This window comes from Pantoea sp. B566, assembly GCF_024793925.1.
In the GTDB taxonomy this organism is placed as follows: Bacteria; Pseudomonadota; Gammaproteobacteria; order Enterobacterales; family Enterobacteriaceae; genus Pantoea; species Pantoea ananatis.
The window spans coordinates 350,955-375,990 of sequence record NZ_JANUQL010000003.1; the positions used below are offsets into that span (position 1 = coordinate 350,955).

Below are 25,036 nucleotides of genomic sequence, written 5' to 3' on the forward strand. Positions count from 1 at the left end.
GAGCGTATGGAACAGTATCGTTTAATGATGCGCGGCATCAACAAAACCTACGGCAGCGCCGCAGCTTTACAAAATGTCGACTTTTTTGTGAAGCCCGGTGAAGTGCATGCCTTGATCGGTGAGAATGGCGCGGGCAAATCTACGCTGTTAAACATTCTCTCCGGCGTGCGCGGCGCGGACAGTGGCGAAATCAGCGTCAACAGCCAGACGGTGCAGATGAAAAGCCCACTCAGCGCGCGTCATGCGGGGATCGCGATGATCCATCAGGAACTGCAGCATGTTCCAGAGCTCTCGGTCGCGCAGAATATGTTTCTGGGCCGCCCACTGACCAAAGCAAAAGGCTGGTGGGTGGATAAAAAAGCCCAGCTGTCGCGTGCCGCGCTGATTCTGAAACGGCTCGATCCGACGATCGATCCCAACAGCCCGATTAAACATCTTAAGGTTTCGCAGCAGCAGATTGTCGAAATAGCCCGTGCGTTGCTGGATGACGCCAAAATCATCGCGATGGATGAGCCAACTTCCAGTCTGACGCCGCGCGAGTTTGACCGGCTGGCTGAACTGATCGCCGACCTCAAATCGCTGGGCGTCTCTTTAATCTATGTATCACATAAGATGAACGAGATTTTCAGAGTCTGTGATCGGGCGACGATCATGCGCGATGGCAAACAGGTTGGGGTGGTGAACATCTGCGATGAAGATGAAGAAAGCATCGTGGCTAAAATGGTCGGGCGCAAAATAGAACGGCTCGATCACAACGCCTTTGTCACCGCTCAGGAAGTATTACGCGTTGAAAATCTGGCGCGTGGCAATGAAATATCGCCCGCTAATTTTAGCGTCAACGCCGGGGAAGTGTTGGGCATTGCGGGGCTGGTCGGCGCAGGACGGACCGAGTTGCTTAAGCTGATTGCCGGTATCGACAGGCGCAGCAGCGGCACGGTGAAGGTCAATGGGTATTCCGTTCCAAACCATAATATCAGCGCGGCCATAAAAGCGGGGATTGGTCTGGTGCCGGAAGATCGTAAAAAAGAGGGGATCATTAAAGCCCGCCCGGTGAAAATGAATATGGCGCTGCCGTCCATGCGTCAGTTCACCCTGGGCGGCGTGATCAATAAACAGCGGTTAAACAGGGCAGCACATGAGGTGATGAGCGATCTTAAACTGCGCCCCATGGATATTGAAAAAACCATCGGTACGCTCAGTGGCGGTAATCAACAAAAAGTCATTATCGGACGCTGGGTAGCCGCTGACGCAAAAGTCTTTTTATTCGATGAACCCACGCGCGGCATTGATATTGGTGCCAAGTCAGAAATCTATAATTTAATTGAACGACTGGCGAAGGCAGGTAAAGCCATTATTGTTGTCTCATCGGAAATGACGGAAATCATTCGTATCTCCGATCGTGTACTGGTGATGCGTGAAGGGAAAATAACCAAAGAGTTAAAGGGCGAGGCTATCACCGAAGACAATATTGCCCGTTTTGCCATTAAAGATGTTGAAACTGCCTGATCTCATACCTGTATATAAAGGCGATAACCATGACGACTGAAACGAACATGCAGCCGGTGAGCCGCGCCTCACCGCTGTTAAAATTTAATCTGCGCGATGCCGGCACGTTAATTGGATTACTGATTATTGTGGTGACATTTTCTTTTCTGTCGCCGGTATTTTTTACCGTTCCGAATCTGCTCAATATTCTGCAGCAGTCCTCCATTAATGCCTTAATTGCGCTGGGCATGACGCTGGTGATCATTTCAGGCGGAATTGATTTATCGGTTGGGCCAACGGCTGCGCTCTCTGCCGTGTTGGGCGCCACGCTGATGGTGTCTGGCGTGCCGGTGCCGCTGGCCATCATGGCCACGCTTTGCGTCGGCGCAGTCAGCGGGATATTTAGCGGGACGCTTATCGCTTATGCCGGGCTGCAACCCTTTATCGTCACGCTGGGTGGCCTGTCGCTGTTTCGTGCTATCGCGCTGATCTCCACCGGCGGTAATCCCGTATTCGGTATTCCCATGTCGTTCCGTAGCCTGATCAACAGCACGGTGTTCGGCGTGCCCACGCCGATCGTCGTGGTCGCCGTGATTGCGCTGTGCCTCTGGACGGTCATGAATAAAACCCCGCTGGGAGAGTACATTCTGGCGATTGGCGGTAATGAAGAAGCGGCCCGCGTGGCAGGTGTGCCGGTTAAACGTACCAAAGTCACGGTTTACGTGATCTCTGGCATGCTGGCCTCTCTGGCGTCGCTGATTCTGATTGGCCGTCTGGGTGCGGCGGAACCCACCATCGGCAACCTGTGGGAGCTGGATGCCATTGCGGCCGCTGCCATCGGCGGTGCGTCACTGATGGGCGGCAAAGGCAGTATCTTTGGCACCCTGATTGGCGTGATTATTCTCGGGGCGTTACGTAACGGCCTGACCTTGCTTAATATTCAGGCGTTTTATCAATTGCTCGCTACGGGTCTTATTATTATCATAGCGATGTTGATTGACCGAGCGACCCGAGGCAAGTAATGAAGCAAGATCCGCGAGCCATTGGCGCTCAAATTCGTATGCGATTACCCCAACTGACGCCGTTAGAACGGCGAGTCATTGAGGCAATCATTGCCAGAACGGATATCACCGAACACACGTCTTTAAAAGAGATTGCGCAGGAAAACGGCGTATCGGAAGCCATGATAGTTAAGATCACTAAAAAGCTTAACTTCACGGGGTTCAGGAATTTCAGAAGCAGTTTAATTTATTATAACGCCTCTGAAGTGGCAGGTTTACATGCGGAAATTGAGCCCGATGATTCATCGGAACAATTACTGGCAAAAGTCTTCAGAACATCTATTCAGGCTATTGAAGAAACGTTGTCGATTTTAGATGTATCTGAATTTAACCGCGCAGCAGATATTATTTTTAAAGCGCGTCATATTGATCTTTATGCGGTAGGGGGATCGGCCACGGTTGCCCGCGATCTCTCCCACAAGATGCTGAAGATCGGCATTAAGTCCACCGCCTACGATGACGCCCATATTATGCTGATGTCTGCCGCCGTGTTATCTGACGATGATGTCGTGATTGCGATTAGTCACTCCGGTGCAACGCGTGCTGTTAACGATCCGGTTAAATTAGCCGGACGTAACGGTGCCAGAGTGATTGTGATTACGAATTACGCCGAGTCGCCTATTGCGCGTCATGCGCATGTGGTACTTAATTCAACTTCTCAGGGATCGCATCTGTTAGGTGAAAATGCCGCATCACGAATTGCCCAGCTGAATATACTGGATGCGCTGTTCGTGGCCATCGCGAAAAAGGATTTAACGCGTGCGGAGAAAAACCTGATGAAAACCCAGCATGCGGTTCAGGATCTGCGGGAATTCTGAGCATGAGTAAAATTGCAGTTACCGGCAGTCTTCACTACGACATTATGCTGGATGCGCATCATCGGCCTGAAAAAGGCGAAACGGTTATGGGAACCGCCTGCCACTACAAGTTTGGGGGCAAGGGCGGCAATCAGGCGATAGCGGCCGCAAAAGCAGGTGCAGATGTCCGTTTTATTGGTGCGGTAGGGGCCGATGAGCAGGGCGCGTTTTTGCTGAAAACGCTGCGCCAGGCAGGGGTGAATACCGACGCGGTCACGAGGATTGACGATATTGCGTCTGGCATGAGCGTTGCCATTACCGATGCTGAAGGCGATTACGGCGCGGTGGTGGTGTCCAACGCCAATCTACATATCGCTGCCGAGCCGTTCATGCAGGCCGGTTTCTGGCAGGATGTGTCGATGCTGGTGCTGCAGAATGAGGTGCCGGAAGCCATTAATCTGGTCGCGGCGCAGGCGGCGCGGCAGCAGCAGATTCCGGTGTGCATTAATGCGGCACCGGCCCGGCCACTCTCTCCCGAATTTGCGCGCTGCATTGATTTGCTGGTGGTGAATGGGGTTGAAGCCCGGGATATGACTGGCATCTCGGTGACCGATCTGGCCTCAGCCAGGCAGGCTGCAGCAGAGCTGGCACTGCGTTTCGACCGCGTGGTGGTGACTGCCGGAGAGCACGGCGTGGCCTTCAGTGAAGCAGGGGAAACGCAGGCTTTTCCTGCCCGTCAGGTCACCCTGGTCAGCACCCATGGCGCGGGCGACTGCTTCATGGGCGTGCTGTGTCAGTCGCTTAACGCTGGCGATAAACTCGCGGGCGCGGTCGCTAAAGCCAACAATGCGGCGGCAGATCACGTTTCCCGCCCGGCCTGATAAAAAAATGCAACGTCAGTGACGTTGCATTTTGCCAGCCAGAGCGGGATTACGAGGCCACTTTAACGACCGTTTTCCCAAAGTTTTTGCCGTTCAGCATATCAATAAAGGCTTTAGGGGCATTTTCCAGGCCCTCAATGACGTGCTCGCGATACTGAATTTTCTTGCTCTCCACCAGCGGGGTCATGGCTTTCAGGAACTCCGGGTAGCGATCGCCGTAGTCCTGGAAAATAATGAAACCCTGCATGCGAATACGGCGTTTCAGAATGCCTGCCATAATCAGCGAGGTTCTGTCCGGACCGGCAGGCAGCTCTTTCTGGCTGTAGGCGGAAACCAGCCCACAGACCGGCACGCGCGCGGCAGTGTTCAACAGCGGGAACACGGCATCGAATACTTTACCGCCCACGTTTTCGAAATAGATATCAATACCGTCCGGGCAGGCGTTTTTCAGCTGCTCTTCGAAGTCCTGACTGTGGTGATCGATACAGGCATCGAACCCCAGATTTTCAACGGCATGGCGGCATTTCTCTTCACCACCAGCCACGCCGACCACGCGGCAGCCTTTCATTTTACCTAACTGGCCCACGGTGGCGCCCACTGGACCCGTTGCGGCGGCAACCACAAGGGTTTCACCTTTTTTCGGCTGACCGATATCCATTAACCCCATATAGGCCGTAAAGCCGGGCATACCGAGAATACCCAGCGCCCAGGAAGGATGGGGCAGATCGTTATCCAGGCGGGCAACATCGTTACCCCTGGAAACGGCATATTCCTGCCAGCCGCTCTGTGAAAGTACCCAGTCGCCTTCTTTAAACTCACCGTTTTTTGATGCGACGACCTGACAGACCGTACCGCCCACCATCGGCTGATCCAGCTCGGCCGGTGGCGCGTAAGATTTTCCCTCGTCCATGCGTCCACGCATGTAAGGGTCGAGTGACAGATAAATCGTCCGCAGTAAGATCTCGCCCTCTTTGATCTCAGGCGTTGGCTGCGCAACATAACGGAAATTATCTTCCGTTGGTTCACCCTGTGGGCGTGAAGCCAAAAGCCAGGCGTGATTTGTTGTCGATTGTTCAGTCATAGTGTCGTCCTTTGCATGGGCAAACCGCTGAGGCTTGCCGGGAATGAATGGCTAAAGTGTAGATGAGTGAAAAAAGCATGCTTAACCCTGCTGGCTGTTAACCTGCCGGCGGGAAAGGGTCAGAAGGGCGCGCCACTAAGCGCAGCGCCTCTTTTACGGGGCATTCGGATTGCTCTGAATCCACGGCGCGGAGGCGGTGGTGCGAGTGCACTGCGCCGGTTGGCGGCTGTTTTTGCAAGAGGTGATGGCGGCCGTCATCGAACGCATCCTTTGCAGGATTGGCTTTCGCGTGTGCCGGGGTGAATGATCAGCGACAGCGGCGAGAGCAGGGGATCTGCAGCGCCACAACTTTCGTGGCGCTGGCGGAAAGCTTAACTGAACCTTTCCGGGCGGAAAGCGGCAAGCATGGGATGTTTCGCACCGTGGAGCATTTCTTCCGTAAGAAGCTCGCCCAGGATCAGCGCCAGGGTTGCGCCTGAATGGGTGAAGGCGACAAAACATCCCGGTACTTTCTCTAATTCGCCCACCACGGGTTCTCCATCACCCGGAACAGGCTTCAGCCCGATTTTCCAGCTTCTGGCTTCGAGCGATGCGCCATCGCCAATCAGTTTCCCCGCCTCCGTCATTAACTCACGGATAACCGATTGATCAATACTGTACTGACCATCGGCATGTGCAACGATATCCTCTTCGTACCAGTCATGATCGACCGCCAGCGTGTTTCCCGGATTAGGCCGTATTGCTGCACGTGGGGTGTTCATCACCACCTGCAGCGCATGATCCTGTGCGGTGCTGGTGACCAGCATGGAGACAGGGGACGCGTTTGGAATACGCACCCCGAGCGGGGCAATGACCTCTGGTGTCCAGGGGCCGCAGGCGACGAGCACCTGGTCTGCATGGAATTCGCCCCGTTTCTCGCTGCGTACGCCCGTCGCCCGTCCGGCGGCCGTCAGCACGCTTGCTTTTCCCGCGTGCTCGATAACTTCGCCTCCTGATGCCTTGAATGCCTCAATGAGATGGTCCATAAGATGGGGCAGACTGACCCAACCTTCACCGGGATTAGCAATGGCTACGCTGGCGAGCGCGGTGCTGTTCACCTGAGGATCAACCTGATTCACTGTGGTTCGATCGAGAAGATGAGATGCGTAGCCATGCGCTTTTTCATAATCATGGCGTGCTTTTGTCCCGGCATCATCGTCTGCAGCCCAGAACAGCGCGCCATCGAAACGCAACCAGTCGCGATCGGGATAGCGCGCAAACAGGGTCCGGTATCGATCAATACCGGCCATTCTTAACGCATGATAAGGTTGCGAACGTTCACCGGCAGAGTTGAGCCAGGACAGTGAACGTCCCGAGGCACCTGAACAGAGTTCGGCTTCGGTGACCAGCGTGACGTTGGCCCCGGCGCTGACCAGTTGCCATGCTGCAGATACACCCAAGATACCGCCGCCCAGCACAACAACGCGTTTGACCTCAGATTTTTCAGTCATCATTGATTCCTTCTGTTAAACGTTTCGCCAGTCAGGCCAAACGTACGTGGTTTTGCCGATGGAGTTGATCGATAAGCTTCAGTACCGCAAGCGCCTCATCCGTCTCAACAGGCAGAGGGCCGCCATGTAAAAGTGCCCGGGCAAGCAGCTGATAAAATGCAGGATAGTTACCGCGTTGCATGACAACGGCATCGCTTTCGCCCGCTGTGCCTGCTCTGGCAGATTTTTCGGGCGGCGTAACGCCGTACTGGCTGTCAGTTGGTGACAAGCCCGCGGCAAGCTGGGGTTCCTGATTATCCAGCCCCCAGTGGGTAAAACCGCGTTTGCTGCCCAGCAGATGGAAGCGCGGCGCATTCAGTGCGGCCTGACCATTCATCCACAACCGTGAACGTACGCCGTTTTTATGCAGTAAGGAGACAAAGCAATCTTCATCGCTGTCCGACTGCTGACCTGAATAGCGGGCCAGCTCGGCACTGGCTTCCTGTACGGGACCAAATAACTGCATGGCCTGGTCAATCAGATGACTGCCCAGATCCAGCAGCAGGCCGCCACCTTGTTCAAGTGAAACGCTGTCACGCCAGTTACCAAAGCCTTCAGGTCGCCACCACTCAAAGCGTGACTCAAAACTTCTAACCGTGCCAAATGCCGCTTCCTGCACCAGATGTTTAAGCGTCAGAAAATCCCCATCCCAGCGGCGATTGTGAAAGACCGTCAGTCGCGTATTGGCCTGTCGGGCGGCGGCAATCATTGCCTCTGCCGCCGCCGCGTCAGGGGCGAAGGGCTTGTCCACCACCAGATGCAGACCGCGGCGGATCGCCGCTAAAGCCTGATCGCGATGCTGGGCGGGAGGCGTGGCCAGCACAACAAGGTCCAGGGCGACTTCTCCGCTGTCGATAAGCTGCAGCAGTGAGGGCCAGTCCGGCACTATTCTTGCCTGCGGATAGCGCTGCTGTGCCGCTGCCACGCGTTGGGGATCCTGGCTGACGATGACCTCAAGCCGGTAATCTGCATTATGCGAAATCAGCGGGGCGTGAAAAACACTCCCCGCAATACCAAAACCCACCAGCGCCGTGCGAACGGGGCCTGAAACGTGATGATGTGCCATCAGAGCACCTCCGATAAAAAACGCTGTAAACGTGCAGACTGCGGACGTTCGAACAGTTGCTCGGGCGTGCCGGCTTCGACAATTTCGCCTTCATCCATAAACACCACCTGATCGGCAACCCGACGGGCAAATCCCATTTCATGGGTGACTACTACCATCGTCATGCCGCGCTGGCAGAGTTCGGCCATTAACGTCAGGACGCCTTTCACCAGCTCCGGATCGAGCGCCGAGGTTGCTTCATCAAACAGCATCACTTCGGGCTCCATCGCCAATGCACGCGCGATAGCCACACGTTGTTGCTGACCACCGGAAAGGTCGCGGGGGCGATGATCGGTACGTTGCGCTAATCCCACTTCGGCCAGACGTTGCAGGGCAATAGCCTGTGCCTCCGCTTTAGAGCGGCCTTGTACTTTCCAGGGGGCCAGCGCCACGTTTTCCAGCGCGCTGTGATCGGGAAACAGGTTAAAGTGTTGAAACACCATGCCGATGCGTAAACGCAGTGCATCGGGTTTGTCCTTTAATACCGAACGGCCGGCAAGCAACACATCGCCGCTCTTGGGTTCGTGCAGCCGGTTAATGCCCCGCAGCAAGGTTGACTTTCCCGACCCGGAAGGGCCGATGATGCAGGTGGTGGTGCCGGGCGCGATGGTTAACGACACATTGCGTAGCACTTCAATCGGGCCATAAGCCAGGGTCAGGTTACGCAGCTCAAGGCTGGCACCATGAAAAGCAGAAGACGTTGCCATATCAGTGTCCTTGTCCGCTGGTCAGCGAGGCCGTGGGTGCCACCGCCCGTTTCACATCGACTTCATCAATTTCCTTCAGACCACTTTGGGGAGCTGAAGCACGTCGGCGTCCGGTGCGGTAACGAACATCAATATGGTTTACCGCATGGGTGAGTGGCACGGTAATCACCAAATAAAACAGGCCAGCCAGCATCAGGGGAGAAAGATTACCGCTCAGTACTGCCGCGTCCTGACCAACCCTGAACAGCTCTCGCTGACTGCTCATCAGCCCCAGTAAATAGACCAGTGAAGAGTCTTTGATGATGGCGATAAACTGGTTAACGATGGCGGGCAGTACGCGCCGAATCCCCTGTGGAATGATCACCAGCCGCATTGCCCGGCCATAACTCATCCCCAGCGCCCGACAGGCTTCCATCTGTCCCTGTTCGATGCTCTGAATGCCTGAACGAAAGATTTCGCCCATATAGGCACTTGCGATCAGGCTCAGCGCAAAGATGCCGAGTGGATAAGGCGTGGGGCCGAACAGCTGATAACTGAAACGCGCAAGCCCCTGACCAATAAGTAAAATGGTGAGGATAGAGGGCAAGCCGCGAAACAAATCGGTATAAAGCCGGGCCGGTACGCGCAGCCAGCGCGACGGTGAGATCCCCATCAGCGCCAGGATCAGACCAAACAAGGTGCCAAGCAGCGTGGCCGCGACTGAGATGATAAGGGTATTAACCAGACCTGTTGCCAGCAGCTGCGGCAGAACGTCCATCATCGCAGGGATATCGAAGAAGGTACGCGAAAGAATAGTGATCAGATCCATAGCCGACTCTCTGTTGCGGGTGACAGGCCGAGCCCATCACCGGATGCATTCACACGCACAGGATGCGCGGGGATTATTGATGCTGAGGCAGATACTGTTTTGGCATCGGCGAACCCGGGAACCACTTCTCATAAAGCTGCTTCCAGGTGCCATCCTGCATTGCGTCTTTAATGGCTTTATCCAGAGCCGCTTTGAAGGCGGGTTTGTTTTTCGCAATCGCCACCCCAGCAGGCGCATCAAAAGAGGGGATGTCAGCGGCGGTCACCAGGGAAAAGCGCGTGGCATAATCTTTGGCGGCCTCGTAATCCAGGAACATGGCGTCAAGCGTGCCGTTATTGAGCGCAGATACGGCAGCGTTGTTATCGGGAAAGCGAACCAGATCGGTTTGTGTAAAGTGCTGCAGTGCATAGCTTTCCTGCAGCGTTCCCTGAATGACGCCGAGGCGCTTGTGGGCCAGCGTCTCAACGTTTTTCACGCCGGAATCCTTACGCGTTAACACCGTCAGGTAACCCGCCAGATAACCTGTTGAGAAATCGACCGTCTTTTCACGGGCGGGCGTGATGCCAATTGCGGCTACGCCTGCGTCATATTGCCCGTTGGCAACGGCAGGGAGGATGGCCGAGAAATCCTGTCCGACAAAGTCCACTTTATCGATACCGATCCGATGGGCGACATTTCTAAAAAATTCGACGTCAAATCCAGTGAAGTTGCCGTTTTTATCAGTAAAGGTATAGGGCTTAGCATCCCCCAGGCTGGCGACTCGCAGCTGTCCCGGTTCGATCAGGCCATAGGGATTATTATCACTTGCCGCGTGGGCGCTGAAGCTGGCTAAGAGCGTTAACGCCATGCCGAACAGGGCTGCGGGTAGAGGGGGAAAACGTTTATGCGATGTCATAAAGCTCTTCCAATTTTGCAGGTGAAACGTCAGAGTCCACTCAGTCGGTCACGTTATTTTGAGACCGGTCTCAGTGAGGGGCGAAATAAGACCGGTACATGTTGTGAGACCGGTCTCAAGTGGATACAATGATATTAAGCACACGCGTTAAACAGCGTCAATCCAGATGTTATCAACTTGTGATTCGAATTTATTATGACAACAAAAAAGCACCCGTTACGGGGAGCGACGGTAGCGGATGTCGCACGTCAGGCAGGCGTTTCAAAAGCCCAGGCAGCGCGAGCCTTAGGGGGCTACGGTTCCGTCAGCGAGGAGGTGCAAACCCGCGTGACCCAGGCGGCTGAAACGCTGGGCTACCGGCCAAACGAGCTGGCGCGCAGTATGAATACCGGGCGTTCAAACACGATTGGGGTCATCGTGGGCGATATCGAAAACCCCCATTTTGGCCTGGCGTTACGCGGTATGGCCGACGTTGCACGCCAGGCGGGTTTTCATTTGCTTCTGAGTAACAGCGACGAAACCGTGGAAGAGGAGCGGGAAGCCGTACGTGTGATGCTGGATAAACGGGTCGATGGGATCATCGTGGCCCCCTGTAGCTCCCTGTCCCATGATAACGACCATCTTAAGCAGGTACTGGCAGAAGGGCGTGCACTGATGACGTTTGACCGCTCAGTAGAAGGGCTGGAGGTGGAAACTATTCAGGCAAACTTTTTGACCGTGGCGAAAGAGGCCACGCAATTGCTACTGAACGCCGGTCACCAGCGTATTGCTTATCTTTCGAGTATGCGCATCGCTACAGCTTACTCCCACAGCGTGCCGCTGGGGCCGACGCCCGTCGCGCAACGTGTAAAAGGAATGATCGATGCGCATCATGAAGCCGGAAAAGTTCTGGATCCGGCGTTGGTTCGCCTGAATGCCATTAACAACGACGGTATTGAGCAACTATTAACGGAGCTGTTCGTCCTTCCTGAACCGCCCAGCGCGTTGATTGCTTCTGACAATCTTATCGCCATGGGAATATTGCGCGGCTTGGCAAAGCGCGGGCTGCGCGTGCCAGAGGATATCTCCTTCGTCATGTATGATGATTTTCCCTGGACGGAACTGATGACGCCCGCACTTACGGTCGTGGCTCAGCCCGTTTATGAGATGGGCAGGGAAGCTGCGCGTAGATTGATTTGCCACATTCGACAGCAACCCGCCGGAGCACTACCTGTATTTGAAAGCTGGATGGTCGTGAGAGGCTCCATTGGTAAAAAACGGGCCGCTGACTGATTTGTACGCCGGTCAAGAACAAGCCGCGCGCTGATACCGCCAGGCCGTGACCTGGCGGTTATCATTAAAAGCTGCACGCCCCTGGGGCGGTTTATCGCGTGATTTACCTCAACATCGGCGCCTGGCACAAACGCATCGTTATTCCTCGCCGGTGTTACCGCTTTCCCGACGCGGTCAGGCCTGAATCAGAGTGGCGAATAGCCACAGTGTGCAGAAAGCACTGCGGCAGCCTCGCTTATCTTCTGGCCCAGGCTCGCCAGTAAGCCCTCTCCAGCGTCGCTGCTCAGGACGCTGGTGCAATACCGGCAATAGCCTGCCCTGGTTTTGACTTCCCGGCCTGACTGACCTGTTCGGCCCTAGGAATATTTCCTGTTCGATCACGCAAAATGCCGATCTCACCTTGGGGCTTTCCCTGGGCAAAATGCGGTGCGGGCGCGGTCTTCATCATTGATTTCGCGAATAATACGACAAGGGTTGCCTGCAGCAAGTACGCCTGACGGAATATCTTTGACCACGACGCTTCCCGCACCGATGACAACGTCATTGCCGATGGTAATGCCCGGAACAATGCTGACACCTGCGCCGATCCAGACATTATTGCCGATGGTCACGGGAAGCGCATATTCAAGTCCCTGATTACGGCGTTCAGAATCCAGAGGATGGCCTGCGGTATAAATACCGACGTTTGGGGCGAGAAAAACATTATCCCCGATCACCACGTCCGCACCATCAAGAATAACAAGATGATGGTTAGCATAAAAATTGTCGCCAACCCTGATGTTAGCGCCATAGTCACAGTAGAAAGGCGGTTCAATAACAGGGTTGTTGCCGCACTTTTTAAGAAGCCGCTGCAGGATAGCCAGGCGCGCTTCCTTATTGTCGGGTCGACTCAGGTTATAGTCATAACAGAGTGCCTTGGCCTGATCCCGGAGATGAAGAATGCGCTCATCGTAAGTGGCATCGTAGAGCTCACCATCAGGTACACAGGTTACATCGTTCATCGGCTTCCTTATGATTTTTTTGAAGATCGTTGTCCAGAAGACAGTGTATTCAATTTTTATTGCCTCAGGGACGAAAGGGCTACCCTGGCAGCACCAATGATATAACGTTGCACCGCAACGTCTTAAAAATCTACATGCTATGCCCCATCCACAATATATTGTGCGAAAGTCATTTCGTTAAATCCCCGTGCATTTATCGGTATTTCATTCAAAGAAATCTTTTAATCATTAACAACGTCATGCCTTACGTTTGAGATGCTGATACTCATGGGCAGGGGGAAATGCAGGCCTGAACAGCCGTTTCCACTTCGATGTATGAAGCGTAGCGACTTCGTGTTGCGACGCTGCGGGAGACCTGTGTCATTATGGGCGTGAAGGGCACGGATGCAGAGCACCTTGCCGCCTGCCATCAAGCCGATGAGACATAAAAGCGTTGTTATTTCTTCAATAGTTTAGGACAAAAAAGGAGCGAGAAATGCAGTCAGTGCATCTTATGGGAGAAGGCTATGAACCTCATGTCGTTCAGGAAGGGGGCAAACTGGTCTACTCACTCCCTGTCGATTCGGGATTTATCACTTATGAATTTGCATTTGAGATTAAGCGGGAAGATCTTGATGTCCTGCTGACTGATAATTACCGACGCGCCGTTCTCGAAATTACTGCGCATACAGTGCTTCAGCATTCGACGCTAAAAGGAAATGACCGCTTAACCCAGCGCGATTTCGATAACCTCGTTGCCGACACGCTTCACTCAACACCCGAATTCTTGCAGAGCTTTATCTCTCAGATCAGTCATGATCACCATATTGGTATTGAAGGTTATGCACAAGACATCATGGCGCGACGTTCTTTGGCAAAATAACGATGTTGAGCACCGGGAATGCAGGCTTTATGATCCGTTCAGCATAGTCATCAAATACCGTTAGTGGACAGAGAACGACACCGGACAGCTGGTGGCACGAATCCTGCTGAAATAATATCGCTTTTGTTAACGGGCTTTTAATCAGAAGCCATGCTGCCAATGGCCTCAAGCCCCACTCGCTGTCCGTAAGAAAGCTCCAGCGTATTGCCATCAGGATCAGCGAAGAAAACGTAATAACCCACAGGATCACCCGCATTTTCAGGCTCTTTACGCAAAACACCTTCAGCGCGCGCCATTTTAATTTTCTTATCTATTTCTTCCCGGCTGGCACATGCCACGCCGAGATGCCCAAAGTGACCCAAGGGCGTGTCTGCGACCTTGTCTGACTGAACTAAAACCAGCGCAAATGGACGGCTGTGATCACTGAGCCATGCCACTTTACGTGCATCCGGAACGTTGGGTTCGCGACGGTGGACAACAACCATACCGGCATAGCGTTCATAAAAAGCAATGCTCTTATCTAAGTCTCTGACAGCGAAGGCAACGTGCGTAAAACCAACATCGACTATTTTCATATACCCAATCCGCCCAATGCGTAGCAAAACTTGCATTCTAAAAGCTCAGGTTAAGTTTAGGTCAAGCTTAAAGACCGGTTTGAGCCGCTGAAAATATTCGAATGGAACAAACTGCGTCCTGTTATGGTGCCGTTGCGGAAGCATCATCCCTGTAAAGGGTTATTCAACCCACCTCCAACACCGCCCCTTCTTCAACACGCGGGTCTGATATGAAACAGAACCTGTGCAGGAATTTACGTCGATTGTTGCCGCCATTTCCTGACGTGGTCAATCAGGGCGCGAAGCTTTGGGGCCATATTGCGACGCTGAGGGAAATACAGATAGAAGCCTGGAAATTTTGGCAGAAAGTCATCAAGTACGGATACAAGCTCACCGCTCTCAATATAGGGCCTGAACGTTTCCTGAGTGGCCAGTGTGATGCCTCCGCCGGTTAGAGCCAGCCTCAACATCAGACGCAGATCATTAGTGGTAATTTGCGGCTCAATCGCAAGGTCGAACGCGCTTCCGTTCTCTTCAAATGGCCAGCGATAAGGCGGAATATGCGGGGACTGGCGCCAGCCGATACACTGGTGATGTACAAGATCGCGCGGATGAACAGGCAGGCCGTTGGCAGTGAAGTAGGAAGGGGATGCGACCACCATTTCGCGTTGCTCACTGGTCAGGGGAACCGCAATCATGTCTTTTTCAATGACTTCTCCAAGCCTTACGCCGGCATCGTAACCTGCAGCCACGATATCAAACTCTTCGTCCGTCACAACAATATCGAGCGTCACGGCCGGATTGGCCGCTGCAAACGAAGCGATCAACGGACCTGACAGGAATTCTTCCGCTATTGATGTCACCGCGATTCTGAGAAGTCCACGTGGCACAGGGTCAGAAACGATCTCTTCGAACGCAGCGTTAATTCCGGTTAAAGGTAATGACAGCGATTTATGCAGTCGTTCTCCCGCTTCCGTTAAATTAACCGCGCGGGTGGTGCGCATGACAAGCATCGTCCCGAAAGTATCTTCAAGCCGTCTTATTCCCTGACTGACCGCCGAACGAGTCACACCCAGCCGTGCGGCGGCTTTACTGAAATTACCTTCTTCTGCTACCGCGATAAAAACGGGCAAAAGGTTAAGATCGATTTTCATTGTTTAATGCTGCTAACCACTGAGTACATTGAAAGCAGGATACCTGAACTTATCGTAACGTCCTATTCTCTCTCCGAACCCATTTGAAGGAGAACGTTATGAATAAGGTTATATTAATTACCGGCGCATCCAGTGGTATTGGGGAAGGTATTGCCAGAGAGTTAGGGGCGACAGGCGCGAAGGTGTTACTGGGAGCACGCAGACTGGCGCGTATTGAAGCCATTGCAGCGGAAATCTGCAGCGCAGGCGGTATCGCGCAAGCACATTTGTTGGATGTCACAGACCGGGTATCTATGGCCGCTTTTGTTCAGGCCGCGCTGGATAACTGGGGCAGGGTTGATGTTCTCATCAATAATGCGGGCGTTATGCCGCTTTCACCGCTTGCAGCCGGAAAACAGGACGAATGGGAACGCATCATTGACGTCAATATCAAGGGCGTGCTGTGGGGGATTGGTGCCGTACTTCCGTTGATGGAAGCGCAGGGTTCCGGACAGATAATCAATATTGGCTCGATTGGCGCCCTTTCTGTCGTACCCACTGCCGCGGTCTACTGTGCTTCCAAGTTCGCCGTACGGGCTATTTCTGATGGCCTGCGGCAGGAAAGCTCAAAAATCCGCGTGACCTATGTCAATCCTGGGGTGGTAGAAAGTGAACTGGCGTCGACGATTACCCATGCGGAAACGATGGCGGCAATGGACGCTTACCGTTCTGTTGCCCTTAAACCCGCGGATATTGCCCGTGCCGTAAGGCACATTATTGAAGCGCCTGAAAACGTTGACACAACAGAAATAACCATCAGACCCACAGCGTCGCCAAACTGAAGCCTGAGGTTAACTGTCATGTGCACTTTTCATTCAATACCTCGGGAGCAACATTTACAGGATAACGTTCAGTCTGTTATCTGACGCTGTGGATGCTGGGTGTTAAGCGCACCTATCTGTTATCAACAGGCATGCAGCAGCATGAACGCATCTCAAAAATGTGGCCTTCAGTAAAGACAGGGATCTCAATATTTATTTGTCACGAAACGCATTGTGCAGAAGTCGCCACATATGATGAGCTGCGGGCGTAAAGCGCCTGTCCGAGTTCCGTAGCAGGTGACACTGGGCGCTACTGGCGATCGGGTGGTCGAGTGGAACAGCGACAAGCGCCCCCTGGCGAATGGGATCGGCAGCGGCGTAGGCCGTCATAAATGAGACGCCGAGCCCTGCCTGGCTGAGGTGCATGGCGGTGGAGAAGAGGTTGCATCGGTAGGCCGGGTGAAATTGCAAACCCTGGCTTTTGAACATCGCATTCATGTGCCGCTGCAGGCCGAAGTTCTCCGTCAGGGCAATAAGCGGATGAGCGGTCAACTCTTCAATGGTAATGCTGGCGCGATTGGCAATGGGGTGCTGCGGCGCGACGACGGCACAAATCGGCCCCCACTGGAAGCTGTGGCGCTTGAGCTCCGGTGTGCCGATCGGGCCAAAGGCCAGCGCCATATCCGCTTCGCCGCTAACGATATCGTTCATCATCTCCTGCATGCTGCCCACGACAATATCGACAAACACCTGCGGGTAACACTGGGCAAACTCACGCATGACGCCCTCAATAAACGCCGTGATCAAGCCGCCGCCGATGCGCACCGAAATCGTCCCGCCGCGCATATGGCGCAGATCTTTAAGCTGACTCTCCAGCTTTTCGCGCCGCTGACGGCTGGTAAAATAATCCGCCGCCAGCAGGCGTCCCGCTTCGGTCAACACCACATTACGCCCGCGCCGTTCCAGCAGGGGAAGCTGCAGCGAACGTTCAAGCTGGGCAATCTGCCGGCTGACCACGGATGCGTTAACGCCGAGGATATCTGCCGCGCGGCGAATGCCGCCCTGGTTACCGACTTCATACAGATAACCCACCTGTTTATCCTGGAACATCTGCCACACTTCCTCGTTACTGTTGACCAGAGAGCAACAATAACATCATTTGATGGCTATTTATCAAGCCGTTTAAATAGTGATAATCAAATTAATGGCCAGGCGTTGAGAGAGCGTAAATAAAAAAGTAAAAGTGCTCTTATTGCACCAAAAATGCGCCCCAAAAGGGTGAGGGAATACTTTGTTGCGATTCGAAGCAGGCGTAATGAAATAGCAATTCCCGGCAAAAAAAATAAATTTCTTGCGAGTTTTAGCGAGGGGGTTTTATTGCGCCATTAATCTTAATAAAAGGCATTTATTTTACGGCTGGGCTATTCAGGCATGGATCCTGCTTAGTATCAGGACTTTTCCCTTACAGATGTAAAGAGAGATGATATGAGCGAACCAAAAACACTGAATGAGCCAGAAAAAGAGGCCACAGAGGCTTGGAACGTCGGGCCTGGCGCGTGGATCTCACTGGTCATCGTGCTGCTTGTCTTTTCAGGCTTCTTTTTCAAGGTTGACGGCATGGCATGGCTGGGCGCGTTTGATTTCACCACGCTTGGCGGCGCGTTCGGCACCATGAAGACGCCGGAAACCAACACCTTTATCGGCAGCGGCGGCATCAGTGCCAAAGCGGGTTTCCTCTTCGCGCTTTCGCTGGTGCCCACGGTGATGCTGGCACTTGGCCTGCTGGAAATCTTCACCCATTATGGCGCGATCCGCGCAGCGCATAAATTACTCACGCCGCTGTTAAAACCACTGCTCGGCCTTCCGGGTTATACCGGCCTTGCGCTGATTACCGACCTGCAAAGTACCGATGCCGGCGCGGCATTAACGAAAGAGCTCTATGACAGCAAAAAGATCACCCGCAAAGACGTGGTGATTATGGGATCCTGGCAATACTCTGGTGCCGGGTTGATTAATAACTATTTTTCTATCGGCTCGGCGATGTTCGCTTCACTCACCATCCCGATTATTATTCCGTTGGTTTTAATGTTTGTGCTTAAATTCGTTGGCGCAGCCGTGGTCCGACTGGCATTAAATACTGTTTATAAGCGAGATTTCGACAATGAGTAATCAGGCAAAAGTCTCCAGTAATCCGTTTGATATTTTCGTAATTGGTGCGCGCAAGGGTTTTAATATTGCCATTAATAATTTGATGCCGAATGTATTAATGGCCTACGTGATCGCCGAAATGCTTAATTTGTTAGGGGTGATGCAGATTATTGGCCACGTGTGCGCACCGCTGATGGGGCTATTCGGCCTGCCCGGTGAGGCGATCACCGTGTTGTTAACCGCCTGGCTCTCGTCATCTGCCGGAACCGGCGTTGCCATCAGCCTGCTGAGCAAAGGCCAGCTTGATATCGGGCAGATCACGATTCTTGCGCCCGCCATCTTTTTGATGGGTTCGCAACTCCAGTACATGGGGCGCCTGCTGGGCGTGGCCGATGTACCGAAAAAGTACTGGCCGCTACTGATGGCGGTCAGCATTCTCAATGCCGTAATCGCCATGTTGATTATGCGCGTTATTGCCTGAGCCTTAAGGAGTAAGACGTGTCACCTACACTTGAGCACTTTAATTACCTGCACCAGATCCCGGAACTGGGGTTCGAAGAGTACAAGACGTCCGCCTACATCGCGGGCGTGCTGGAGGCGGCAGGCTACCAGGTCACGCGCCAGGTTAATAACACCACCGGTATTGTCGCGGTGCTGGACAGCGGTAAGCCCGGCCCGACCTTAGCGCTGCGCGCCGATATGGATGCGCTGGGGCATATCATTGACGGCAAACATGTGGCGCGCCACACCTGCGGGCACGATGGTCACTCCACCGTCGTATTGACCACGGCCCAGGAGGTGATGGCTGAGGAGCGAGTGAAAAAGGGCAGGCTGAAGCTGATTTTCCAGCCTGCTGAGGAGTTAGGCACCGGCGCGATAGCCCTGACCGAAGGCGGCGTGTTGGATGATGTTGATATGTTGCTTGGCTTTCATCTGCGCCCGCTGGAGGAGTGCCCGATGGGCCAGGCCGTGCCGGCCATGTACTACTCCGCGTCCGCCACGGTGGAAGTGGTGTTTCATGGCAAAGCGGCGCACGCTGCGCGCCCGCACTTAGGCGTTAACGCGCTGGATGCCGCCGCCCATGCGGTGCAGGCGGTAAACGGCATTCATCTTGCGCCCTCGCTGACATGGAGCGCGAAAGCGACGCGTTTTCTCTGCGATGCGGGCGTGACCAACTCGATTCCTGATCGCGCGCAGGTGTGCTGGGATCTGCGCGCCGCAGAGAACGAAGCGATGGATAGCCTCAAACCCCAGGTGATACGCGCGATTGAGAGCAGCGCCGCCGCGTATGGTGCGCGCGCGGAAATTCGCATTCTGAAAGAGATGCCCGCCGCGATTATCCATGACGAGGCAACAGCGGTCATCACACGTGCTATCCGCAGTGTGTTTGGCGAAACCGGCCTCACCGCGGCTAAATCGACACCAGGCAGTGAAGATTTCTTCCACTATCTGCGTCTTCGGCCTCAAATCAAAGGCGGCTTCTGGGGACTGGGCGCCAACCTGACGCCCGGCCTGCATCATCCGGAGATGCATTTTGACCGCGATGCGTTGGCGCTGGGGGTGAAAGTGTTTAAAGCCTGTGTGGAGGATGTGCTGGGCTGACGATCAGCGTTACAGTGGCGTGCCGTGCTCGTCGGATATCAGTATTGCAGAAGACAGAGCCGACAATGCCGTCCGACGTTCGCGGCCATCATCGTGAAGCCGTTACGGGCATCCTTTTCAGGTGAGTGGCCCCGTGACTTGTACCCAAGCGTAAACGTTCCTTTTCGGCGGGCTTTGCTGTCTGCCGGGGAGGAGGGCACCGGTATCCGTCACCGTCACGGGGGGCCAATTTCACTCTCTTTAGCGATATCGGTTACCGGATGGGGCTGGTGGCACAGATGGCGACGAATGCCTAACCGAACGCCTCTGCCTGAAATGGCGAATCGGGTTGTTTTGTCGTGCGCCACAGGGTAAATACGGGACAAAGCGTCGGCTATGTTTTTGCTGCTTGTCGGCAAAACGCTGAAAAATCAGTGACCGATCCGGTTGCCGTACTCATCAATAACTTTTTCGCCATCCTCTTTCGTAAACGCTCCCTTCTGTGGCTCAGGCAGAATGCCCAGAACGGCCTCAGACGGACGACAGAGCCTTGTGCCGAGCGGCGTCACGACTATCGGACGGTTGATGAGGACAGGATGAGCCAGCATAGCATCCAGCAGTTCATCATCATTGAACCGATCTTCGGCCAGCCCCAGATGTTCATACGGCTCTGTGTTTTTGCGCAGCAGATCGCGCACGCGGATCCCCATATCCGCTATCCGTTTTTTAAGCTCGTCGCGGGAGGGGGGCGTCTCCAGATATAAAATCACTGTCGGCTCCACGCCACCGTTGCGGATAAGCGCCAGGGTGTTACGCGACGTCCCACAGGCCGGGTTGTGGTAAATGGTGATGTCAGTCATAAATGGCACTCCGTTACGGGGCTGCGCTGGCGCAGTCACGTTGTATAGGTTAAACAGAAAGACGCAGGGCTAGCGCCGCCAGCGTGACAAAAAGTACCGGCAGGGTCATCACAACGCCCACGCGGAAGTAGTTGCTCCAGCTGATGGTGATATTTTTCTGCGCCAGAACGTGTAGCCACAGCAGGGTCGCCAGGCTGCCGATGGGGGTGATTTTCGGGCCAAGATCGCAACCGATGATATTGGCGTAAATCATCGCCTCTTTCACCACACCCTCAGCCGTGCTGCCATCAATGGACAGTGCGCCAATCAGGACGGTAGGCATGTTGTTCATCACCGATGACAGAAAGGCCGTCAGGAAACCGGTAGCGAATGTGGCGCCCCATACACCATGCTCTGCAAACCCGTTCAGGGCGGACGAGAGGTAATCCGTCAGTCCGGCGTTGCGCAGGCCATAAACCACCAGATACATACCCAGCGAGAAGGTGACGATCTGCCAGGGCGCGCCTTTCAGGACTTTACGAGTATCAATCACCTGTCCTTTACGGGCAACCAGCCACAGAATAAATGCCGCTACCGCAGCAACCAGACTGACCGGAACGCCGAGCGGCTCCAGAGCAAAAAAACCGGTCAGCAACAGACAAAGAACCAGCCATCCGGCTTTAAAGGTTCGCACGTCACGAATGGCTTCCCGTGGTACCTTTAGTTTTGCCATGTCATACGCGATCGGGATGTCTTTACGGAAGAAGAAGTGAAGCATAACCAGCGTGGCCGCCACGGATGCCATGTTGACCGGCATCATGACAGACGCGTATTCGCTGAATCCCAGCTTAAAAAAGTCCGCCGTCACGATGTTAACCAGGTTCGATACGATGAGTGGCAGGCTGGATGTGTCAGCGATAAAACCTGCCGCCATCACAAACGCCAGCGTTGCGCCGGGGCTGAAGCCCAGCGCCAACAGCATGGCAATGACAACAGGCGTCAGGATCAGTGCCGCCCCGTCATTCGCAAACAAGGCCGCCACTGCCGCACCCAGCAGAACACTATACGTGAACAGCAGCCTGCCTTTACCGCCACCCCATCGGGAAACGTGCAGGGCAGCCCACTCAAAAAAACCAGATTCATCGAGCAGCAGGCTGATGATAATCACCGCGATAAACGTGGCCGTCGCGTTCCAAACGATCTGCCAGACGGCCGTAATATCGCCGAAATGCACTACGCCCGTCAGCAGGGCCAGCGCAGCCCCGATAACAGCACTCCAGCCAATACTCAGCCCTTTTGGCTGCCAGATAACCAGTACCAGTGTCAAGACGAATATAGCGCCTGCCAGAAACATACTTTTTCCTTTTAATACAAAGTCTGGTAAACAGGACGTAAGACAGCCCTGCAAACAGATATGAAAAATCATATGTGTTTGAGTAAATTTTTAAATGCAGACAGGCTTGCCGTTGGTGGTCGCGTTATTCCTTTCAGCCTGCTGGCTGAGTTGCAGAATGTCATCGCGCTGACACAGGTAAGCCTGCTCGATCACCATAGCAGCCCATGCGGGCATGTGTGGTGACAACCGATAATGAATCCATTTGCCGTCACGCCTGTCAATAAGCAGACCACTGTCTCTGAGCAGTGCCAGATGCCGTGAAATTTTAGGCTGACTTTGCCTCAGGATTGACGTGAGTTCACAGACGCAAAGCTCGCCTTTTTCACGCAACAGCAGTACCAGACTGAGGCGTGTTTCATCCGAAAAATTTTTGAAAAGCTGAAGAGGCTGAAGTTGAGGCATGCTGACTCCTGATTACGGAACAGAAGACATTGTTGCTGTCTGTCTACGGCGAGTCAATAACATATTTGCTAATTCATATGTATTGACTCACTCATGGCTCATCTTCGGATATTCCGTCCAGGGTTTACCTGCACAGTAAAGCCAGGGATCATTTACGATTCGGTAAAGGGGATTAAATCATATTGCGTAAAGGCACGTTTTGCTAAAGAGAACGATCGTTTCCTAAAATACACTTCAACAGCTGATATCAAGCCTACAACTTTATAAACAAGTAACAGTAAACCCTTAAATCGCGTTCCCAGAGCTGATATTGTACAAAAACGCCTCCAAGCCCGACGCCATGAGCGCCATTGCACGCTACTTCGACAGTGCGTCACTGCCTACTCAGCAGGAAACGCTGGGAAGCATTGCGTCAGAAATCCTTCGCGCAGGAAAAAGCCTGAACCGCACGGCCATTTGTAGCAAGCTTGTCCGTCGCCTGGAACTGGCAGGAAGTGCAGAAGAAGAGCAGCACTACTGTGAACTCCTTCGTATTTTATTCGGCCCTAAAGCCGGGAACTGATGCCCTACGACTGCCAGGCTGAACCCCAATACTCGTTTTTCCCACTCATCTCCCTCACGTTGACCGCTTTTGCCGCTGCATAATTCCTGAGGCATAATCTTACGCCGTCATTACGCACACGTTCAGAGCCGTGGCCTGGAGATATTCAGGGGAACGCTGAAACGCGCGCAGTGGTTACATCGAAAAGTGATACCCCCTGGTTATCATGTCTCAAAACCGGACATTTATATGCTGACGCCAGTTAACTCTCTGCTTACTGCGAAGCGTACCTGTTACTTCTGAGATTATTCACTGTTACCTGGCTCAAAGTACGGAGTAATCAGCATATGAGGAATAGCGAGAGATGCGAGCGCAGCAAATAGCGATTTAATGTCTGCGTCACTAGAGGGGTACATGATACAGGTTGTCACGGCCGCCAGCAGAATTGCCGCTAAAAGCACCGGCCAGGTCGCATAAAGGTAACCTGTGTAATGAGCATAACCCAACTGAATTCGACGTAACCGGGTTTGCGGCAGGGCATGCAGAATTAAAAAACCCATGGAAAAGCCGACAAAAGGTGGAAGGATCAGCAAGGCCAGCGTTCCGGTAATGAGCCGCACATCGTGACGAATCAATCCGGTGATAACCAGGCTAAGGGTACAAAGTGCGCCCGCGTTAGCCATGAAAAACGTCACGGAACTGAGCAGTGAGGGTGTCAGTCCTGCCTGGTGAAGGATGATGTTGTATTCTCGCAGGTGGAAGAAGGCTGGGGTCGCTATCATGCTGACTCCTCTGGCAAGGCGCTCTGACATCCCTCCCTTTGGCGCATCCTCAAGGGCAAAATGCAGCGCAGATGCCAGCAAGAAACCGGGTAATGCCAGTGCCGGCGACCAGTGCCACCAGAACAGGCAAAGCAGGATGATCACGCCATAAGCCGCCAGGAATGGCAACTTACGCCCGCGTTTTACTATTGCCAGATCGCTGGCACCGTGTGCCATGCCAATCACACCTATTGCTACTATGGCAAACATTAACTGTACGCGCAGCGGACTGAAAGAGGCAGCCAGCGCTGCCCCCCACAGTCCTGTCCAGCTGGCAGTTTGCCGCAGACTCATACCCGCACAGCACCATCTGATGTGGAATGGCGCAGCGCTTTTTCAAGACTGGATGCAGCGTAAAAGGCGTAAAACACCTTGGCGATGATATCAAGAACCAGGAATGCCCATACGGACGCAGGGTCGGTGATGACTTTTAATCCTTCCGGACCGACAAGGAAAACGATAGGGTAGATAAACCAGACCACCGTCAGCAATGCGACGTTTTTGTTGTAAGCGACCGCCATCGCCCTGCCGCGCCCAGCGGCAATCGTACGCAGCGGTCCCCACAGGAGGTAAACCACGCCAAGAAACGCAGCACAGGACCAGAGATACCACACCCATTTTGCGGCGAACGTTGTCGCCAGTGCAGAGACCAGACCGGTAATAATCATCATCACATCCAGAATGATGATAGCCGTTAAAAAACCACCCATCTCACCCGGTTTACTCTGTTCATGAAAGGCGACCATAACCAGCCCCGCCAGTAATACAGGTGTAGTGACGGACCAGTCAGCATAGCGGGCGAGATAAACGATGCTGCCACTTTCGGTCGCCAGATTACCGAAACCAAATGCCATTGCCAGATAAGCGGTTGCCGCAATAAAAGGGACCGAGGCATGCATTAACGTATGATGCCGGAGGGGGAATATTTTTTTGCCTGAGGCATAAATCACCAATGACGCAAGTGCCATGACCGAAAACCCGATCAAAAATGCGGTTTGATCCATAATACTTTCTCCTTGCACAGACGCCCTCACAGGGCCGTTTGCGCTGCCATAAATTGAAATCTTTTTATATTCCGAATGAGAATATGCATAAAGTATATGACGTGCCGTTCAAATTGCTAATGATGCAACAGTGTGGACGGAAACTTCGGCGAAATACATTGAATAAGTGATTCTTTATTCGTCGAGTCCGGAGGGATAAATGTAAAAATCTGTTTCACTAACTTTCATTTTTAACAATTTGTATCCAATAAAAAAATGGGACCATTTTATTTTTTCTTTTAATATTATGTGGTTAAATTGTTTTCTTGGTCT

At 53.5% G+C, this 25,036-nt stretch carries 26 protein-coding genes; 11 read left to right on the forward strand and 15 right to left on the reverse strand.

All coding sequences use genetic code 11. The features are described from left to right. Window positions 1-6 precede the first annotated feature (6 nt). From NYE92_RS03370 to NYE92_RS03385, 4 genes are read left to right on the forward strand one after another with little or no spacing between them, the layout of a single operon-like run. Window positions 7-1,506, forward strand: a complete 1,500-nt coding sequence (locus NYE92_RS03370) for a sugar ABC transporter ATP-binding protein (RefSeq protein ID WP_259018521.1) — start codon at window positions 7-9, stop codon at window positions 1,504-1,506. 29 nt (window positions 1,507-1,535) lie between these two features. Continuing rightward, window positions 1,536-2,507 (forward strand): ABC transporter permease, encoded by a 972-nt coding sequence (locus tag NYE92_RS03375; RefSeq protein ID WP_014605862.1) that lies wholly within the window; start codon window positions 1,536-1,538, stop codon window positions 2,505-2,507. After that, a complete protein-coding gene (locus NYE92_RS03380) occupies window positions 2,507-3,364 on the forward strand; it encodes a MurR/RpiR family transcriptional regulator (protein ID WP_014605861.1) in 858 nt (285 codons plus the stop codon). Before NYE92_RS03375 ends, NYE92_RS03380 begins: the two co-directional genes overlap by 1 nt. 2 nt (window positions 3,365-3,366) lie before the next feature. After that, window positions 3,367-4,224, forward strand: coding sequence for a PfkB family carbohydrate kinase (locus NYE92_RS03385; protein ID WP_029568768.1), 858 nt, complete (start codon window positions 3,367-3,369; stop codon window positions 4,222-4,224). Window positions 4,225-4,273: 49 nt separating this feature from the next. On the opposite strand, the gene NYE92_RS03390 is transcribed toward NYE92_RS03385, so the two are convergent. The 6 genes from NYE92_RS03390 to NYE92_RS03415 all read right to left on the reverse strand — a co-directional run bounded on the left by NYE92_RS03390 (window position 4,274) and on the right by NYE92_RS03415 (window position 10,349). After that, window positions 4,274-5,305 (reverse strand): NADP-dependent oxidoreductase, encoded by a 1,032-nt coding sequence (locus tag NYE92_RS03390; protein ID WP_029568769.1) that lies wholly within the window; start codon window positions 5,303-5,305, stop codon window positions 4,274-4,276. Between the two features lie 371 nt (window positions 5,306-5,676). After that, window positions 5,677-6,795, reverse strand: a complete 1,119-nt coding sequence (locus NYE92_RS03395) for an FAD-binding oxidoreductase (protein WP_014605858.1) — start codon at window positions 6,793-6,795, stop codon at window positions 5,677-5,679. Between the two features lie 31 nt (window positions 6,796-6,826). Next, window positions 6,827-7,900 (reverse strand): Gfo/Idh/MocA family oxidoreductase, encoded by a 1,074-nt coding sequence (locus tag NYE92_RS03400; RefSeq protein WP_014605857.1) that lies wholly within the window; start codon window positions 7,898-7,900, stop codon window positions 6,827-6,829. Then, window positions 7,900-8,646 carry an amino acid ABC transporter ATP-binding protein gene (locus NYE92_RS03405; RefSeq protein ID WP_014605856.1) on the reverse strand — a complete coding sequence of 249 codons (747 nt, stop codon included), beginning with the start codon at window positions 8,644-8,646 and terminating at the stop codon, window positions 7,900-7,902. Before NYE92_RS03405 ends, NYE92_RS03400 begins: the two co-directional genes overlap by 1 nt. A gap of 1 nt (window position 8,647) precedes the next feature. Beyond that, on the reverse strand, window positions 8,648-9,454 hold the full coding sequence (locus NYE92_RS03410) for an amino acid ABC transporter permease (protein WP_014605855.1): 807 nt from the start codon (window positions 9,452-9,454) through the stop codon (window positions 8,648-8,650). A gap of 73 nt (window positions 9,455-9,527) precedes the next feature. Further along, window positions 9,528-10,349 carry an ABC transporter substrate-binding protein gene (locus NYE92_RS03415; RefSeq protein WP_014605854.1) on the reverse strand — a complete coding sequence of 274 codons (822 nt, stop codon included), beginning with the start codon at window positions 10,347-10,349 and terminating at the stop codon, window positions 9,528-9,530. A 195-nt stretch (window positions 10,350-10,544) separates the two neighbouring features. Here NYE92_RS03415 and NYE92_RS03420 point away from each other — a divergent pair, with 195 nt between their 5' ends. Continuing rightward, window positions 10,545-11,621, forward strand: coding sequence for a LacI family DNA-binding transcriptional regulator (locus tag NYE92_RS03420; protein WP_259018524.1), 1,077 nt, complete (start codon window positions 10,545-10,547; stop codon window positions 11,619-11,621). 395 nt (window positions 11,622-12,016) lie between these two features. Here NYE92_RS03420 and NYE92_RS03425 read toward each other — a convergent pair whose 3' ends face one another. After that, on the reverse strand, window positions 12,017-12,622 hold the full coding sequence (locus tag NYE92_RS03425) for a sugar O-acetyltransferase (protein WP_194761433.1): 606 nt from the start codon (window positions 12,620-12,622) through the stop codon (window positions 12,017-12,019). Between the two features lie 475 nt (window positions 12,623-13,097). On the opposite strand from NYE92_RS03425, the gene NYE92_RS03430 reads away from it, so the two are divergent. Further along, window positions 13,098-13,484, forward strand: coding sequence for a hypothetical protein (locus tag NYE92_RS03430; RefSeq protein ID WP_014605851.1), 387 nt, complete (start codon window positions 13,098-13,100; stop codon window positions 13,482-13,484). A gap of 137 nt (window positions 13,485-13,621) precedes the next feature. On the opposite strand, the gene NYE92_RS03435 is transcribed toward NYE92_RS03430, so the two are convergent. Next, window positions 13,622-14,059, reverse strand: coding sequence for a VOC family protein (locus tag NYE92_RS03435; RefSeq protein WP_259018525.1), 438 nt, complete (start codon window positions 14,057-14,059; stop codon window positions 13,622-13,624). A gap of 233 nt (window positions 14,060-14,292) precedes the next feature. After that, complete coding sequence (locus NYE92_RS03440; RefSeq protein ID WP_259018526.1) at window positions 14,293-15,192, reverse strand: LysR family transcriptional regulator; 900 nt, start codon at window positions 15,190-15,192, stop codon at window positions 14,293-14,295. A 98-nt stretch (window positions 15,193-15,290) separates the two neighbouring features. Here NYE92_RS03440 and NYE92_RS03445 point away from each other — a divergent pair, with 98 nt between their 5' ends. Beyond that, entirely contained in the window at window positions 15,291-16,013 is a 723-nt protein-coding gene (locus NYE92_RS03445; RefSeq protein WP_259018527.1) for an SDR family oxidoreductase, read from the forward strand. A 192-nt stretch (window positions 16,014-16,205) separates the two neighbouring features. On the opposite strand, the gene NYE92_RS03450 is transcribed toward NYE92_RS03445, so the two are convergent. After that, complete coding sequence (locus NYE92_RS03450) at window positions 16,206-17,102, reverse strand: LysR substrate-binding domain-containing protein (protein ID WP_019105226.1); 897 nt, start codon at window positions 17,100-17,102, stop codon at window positions 16,206-16,208. Window positions 17,103-17,477: 375 nt separating this feature from the next. Between NYE92_RS03450 and NYE92_RS03455 the strand changes: the two genes are divergently transcribed. Genes NYE92_RS03455 through NYE92_RS03465 form a run of 3 tightly spaced genes read left to right on the forward strand, consistent with a single transcriptional unit; the run spans window position 17,478 to window position 19,742 of the window. Then, window positions 17,478-18,161 (forward strand): nucleoside recognition domain-containing protein, encoded by a 684-nt coding sequence (locus NYE92_RS03455; protein WP_014593702.1) that lies wholly within the window; start codon window positions 17,478-17,480, stop codon window positions 18,159-18,161. After that, on the forward strand, window positions 18,154-18,621 hold the full coding sequence (locus NYE92_RS03460; protein WP_013025769.1) for a YjiG family protein: 468 nt from the start codon (window positions 18,154-18,156) through the stop codon (window positions 18,619-18,621). The genes NYE92_RS03455 and NYE92_RS03460 overlap by 8 nt, the downstream gene beginning before the upstream one ends. A 17-nt stretch (window positions 18,622-18,638) precedes the next feature. Then, complete coding sequence (locus tag NYE92_RS03465) at window positions 18,639-19,742, forward strand: M20 peptidase aminoacylase family protein (protein WP_019105225.1); 1,104 nt, start codon at window positions 18,639-18,641, stop codon at window positions 19,740-19,742. A gap of 410 nt (window positions 19,743-20,152) precedes the next feature. Here the strand turns inward: NYE92_RS03465 and arsC are convergent, their stop codons facing one another. The 3 genes from arsC to NYE92_RS03480 all read right to left on the reverse strand — a co-directional run bounded on the left by arsC (window position 20,153) and on the right by NYE92_RS03480 (window position 22,358). Next, window positions 20,153-20,581 (reverse strand): glutaredoxin-dependent arsenate reductase, encoded by a 429-nt coding sequence (arsC, locus tag NYE92_RS03470; RefSeq protein ID WP_014605845.1) that lies wholly within the window; start codon window positions 20,579-20,581, stop codon window positions 20,153-20,155. Window positions 20,582-20,630: 49 nt separating this feature from the next. Continuing rightward, entirely contained in the window at window positions 20,631-21,914 is a 1,284-nt protein-coding gene (locus NYE92_RS03475; RefSeq protein ID WP_029568774.1) for an arsenic transporter, read from the reverse strand. 90 nt (window positions 21,915-22,004) lie between these two features. Further along, window positions 22,005-22,358 carry a metalloregulator ArsR/SmtB family transcription factor gene (locus NYE92_RS03480; RefSeq protein ID WP_013025773.1) on the reverse strand — a complete coding sequence of 118 codons (354 nt, stop codon included), beginning with the start codon at window positions 22,356-22,358 and terminating at the stop codon, window positions 22,005-22,007. A 310-nt stretch (window positions 22,359-22,668) separates the two neighbouring features. Between NYE92_RS03480 and ycgZ the strand changes: the two genes are divergently transcribed. After that, window positions 22,669-22,920 (forward strand): regulatory protein YcgZ, encoded by a 252-nt coding sequence (ycgZ, locus tag NYE92_RS03485; RefSeq protein WP_013025774.1) that lies wholly within the window; start codon window positions 22,669-22,671, stop codon window positions 22,918-22,920. Window positions 22,921-23,204: 284 nt separating this feature from the next. On the opposite strand, the gene NYE92_RS03490 is transcribed toward ycgZ, so the two are convergent. Together NYE92_RS03490 and NYE92_RS03495 are read right to left on the reverse strand one after the other, a co-directional pair. Further along, window positions 23,205-24,014, reverse strand: a complete 810-nt coding sequence (locus tag NYE92_RS03490) for a Brp/Blh family beta-carotene 15,15'-dioxygenase (protein ID WP_013025775.1) — start codon at window positions 24,012-24,014, stop codon at window positions 23,205-23,207. Next, on the reverse strand, window positions 24,011-24,724 hold the full coding sequence (locus tag NYE92_RS03495) for a bacteriorhodopsin (protein WP_014593707.1): 714 nt from the start codon (window positions 24,722-24,724) through the stop codon (window positions 24,011-24,013). The genes NYE92_RS03490 and NYE92_RS03495 overlap by 4 nt, the downstream gene beginning before the upstream one ends. Window positions 24,725-25,036: the final 312 nt, after the last annotated feature.

Bases quoted from the DNA above. Each gene is read 5' to 3' on its own strand.
- NYE92_RS03405 (WP_014605856.1), bottom strand. From the start codon at position 8,646: ATGGCAACGTCTTCTGCTTTTCATGGTGCCAGCCTTGAGCTGCGTAAC.
- NYE92_RS03495 (WP_014593707.1), bottom strand. From the start codon at position 24,724: ATGGATCAAACCGCATTTTTGATCGGGTTTTCGGTCATGGCACTTGCG.
- arsC (WP_014605845.1), bottom strand. From the start codon at position 20,581: ATGACTGACATCACCATTTACCACAACCCGGCCTGTGGGACGTCGCGT.
- NYE92_RS03385 (WP_029568768.1), top strand. From the start codon at position 3,367: ATGAGTAAAATTGCAGTTACCGGCAGTCTTCACTACGACATTATGCTG.
- NYE92_RS03445 (WP_259018527.1), top strand. From the start codon at position 15,291: ATGAATAAGGTTATATTAATTACCGGCGCATCCAGTGGTATTGGGGAA.
- NYE92_RS03430 (WP_014605851.1), top strand. From the start codon at position 13,098: ATGCAGTCAGTGCATCTTATGGGAGAAGGCTATGAACCTCATGTCGTT.
- NYE92_RS03400 (WP_014605857.1), bottom strand. From the start codon at position 7,900: ATGGCACATCATCACGTTTCAGGCCCCGTTCGCACGGCGCTGGTGGGT.
- NYE92_RS03375 (WP_014605862.1), top strand. From the start codon at position 1,536: ATGACGACTGAAACGAACATGCAGCCGGTGAGCCGCGCCTCACCGCTG.
- NYE92_RS03440 (WP_259018526.1), bottom strand. From the start codon at position 15,192: ATGAAAATCGATCTTAACCTTTTGCCCGTTTTTATCGCGGTAGCAGAA.
- NYE92_RS03410 (WP_014605855.1), bottom strand. From the start codon at position 9,454: ATGGATCTGATCACTATTCTTTCGCGTACCTTCTTCGATATCCCTGCG.
- NYE92_RS03490 (WP_013025775.1), bottom strand. From the start codon at position 24,014: ATGAGTCTGCGGCAAACTGCCAGCTGGACAGGACTGTGGGGGGCAGCG.
- NYE92_RS03450 (WP_019105226.1), bottom strand. From the start codon at position 17,102: ATGTTCCAGGATAAACAGGTGGGTTATCTGTATGAAGTCGGTAACCAG.
- NYE92_RS03390 (WP_029568769.1), bottom strand. From the start codon at position 5,305: ATGACTGAACAATCGACAACAAATCACGCCTGGCTTTTGGCTTCACGC.
- NYE92_RS03480 (WP_013025773.1), bottom strand. From the start codon at position 22,358: ATGCCTCAACTTCAGCCTCTTCAGCTTTTCAAAAATTTTTCGGATGAA.
- NYE92_RS03435 (WP_259018525.1), bottom strand. From the start codon at position 14,059: ATGAAAATAGTCGATGTTGGTTTTACGCACGTTGCCTTCGCTGTCAGA.
- NYE92_RS03370 (WP_259018521.1), top strand. From the start codon at position 7: ATGGAACAGTATCGTTTAATGATGCGCGGCATCAACAAAACCTACGGC.
- NYE92_RS03420 (WP_259018524.1), top strand. From the start codon at position 10,545: ATGACAACAAAAAAGCACCCGTTACGGGGAGCGACGGTAGCGGATGTC.
- NYE92_RS03425 (WP_194761433.1), bottom strand. From the start codon at position 12,622: ATGAACGATGTAACCTGTGTACCTGATGGTGAGCTCTACGATGCCACT.
- NYE92_RS03455 (WP_014593702.1), top strand. From the start codon at position 17,478: ATGAGCGAACCAAAAACACTGAATGAGCCAGAAAAAGAGGCCACAGAG.
- NYE92_RS03415 (WP_014605854.1), bottom strand. From the start codon at position 10,349: ATGACATCGCATAAACGTTTTCCCCCTCTACCCGCAGCCCTGTTCGGC.
- NYE92_RS03395 (WP_014605858.1), bottom strand. From the start codon at position 6,795: ATGACTGAAAAATCTGAGGTCAAACGCGTTGTTGTGCTGGGCGGCGGT.
- NYE92_RS03380 (WP_014605861.1), top strand. From the start codon at position 2,507: ATGAAGCAAGATCCGCGAGCCATTGGCGCTCAAATTCGTATGCGATTA.
- NYE92_RS03460 (WP_013025769.1), top strand. From the start codon at position 18,154: ATGAGTAATCAGGCAAAAGTCTCCAGTAATCCGTTTGATATTTTCGTA.
- NYE92_RS03475 (WP_029568774.1), bottom strand. From the start codon at position 21,914: ATGTTTCTGGCAGGCGCTATATTCGTCTTGACACTGGTACTGGTTATC.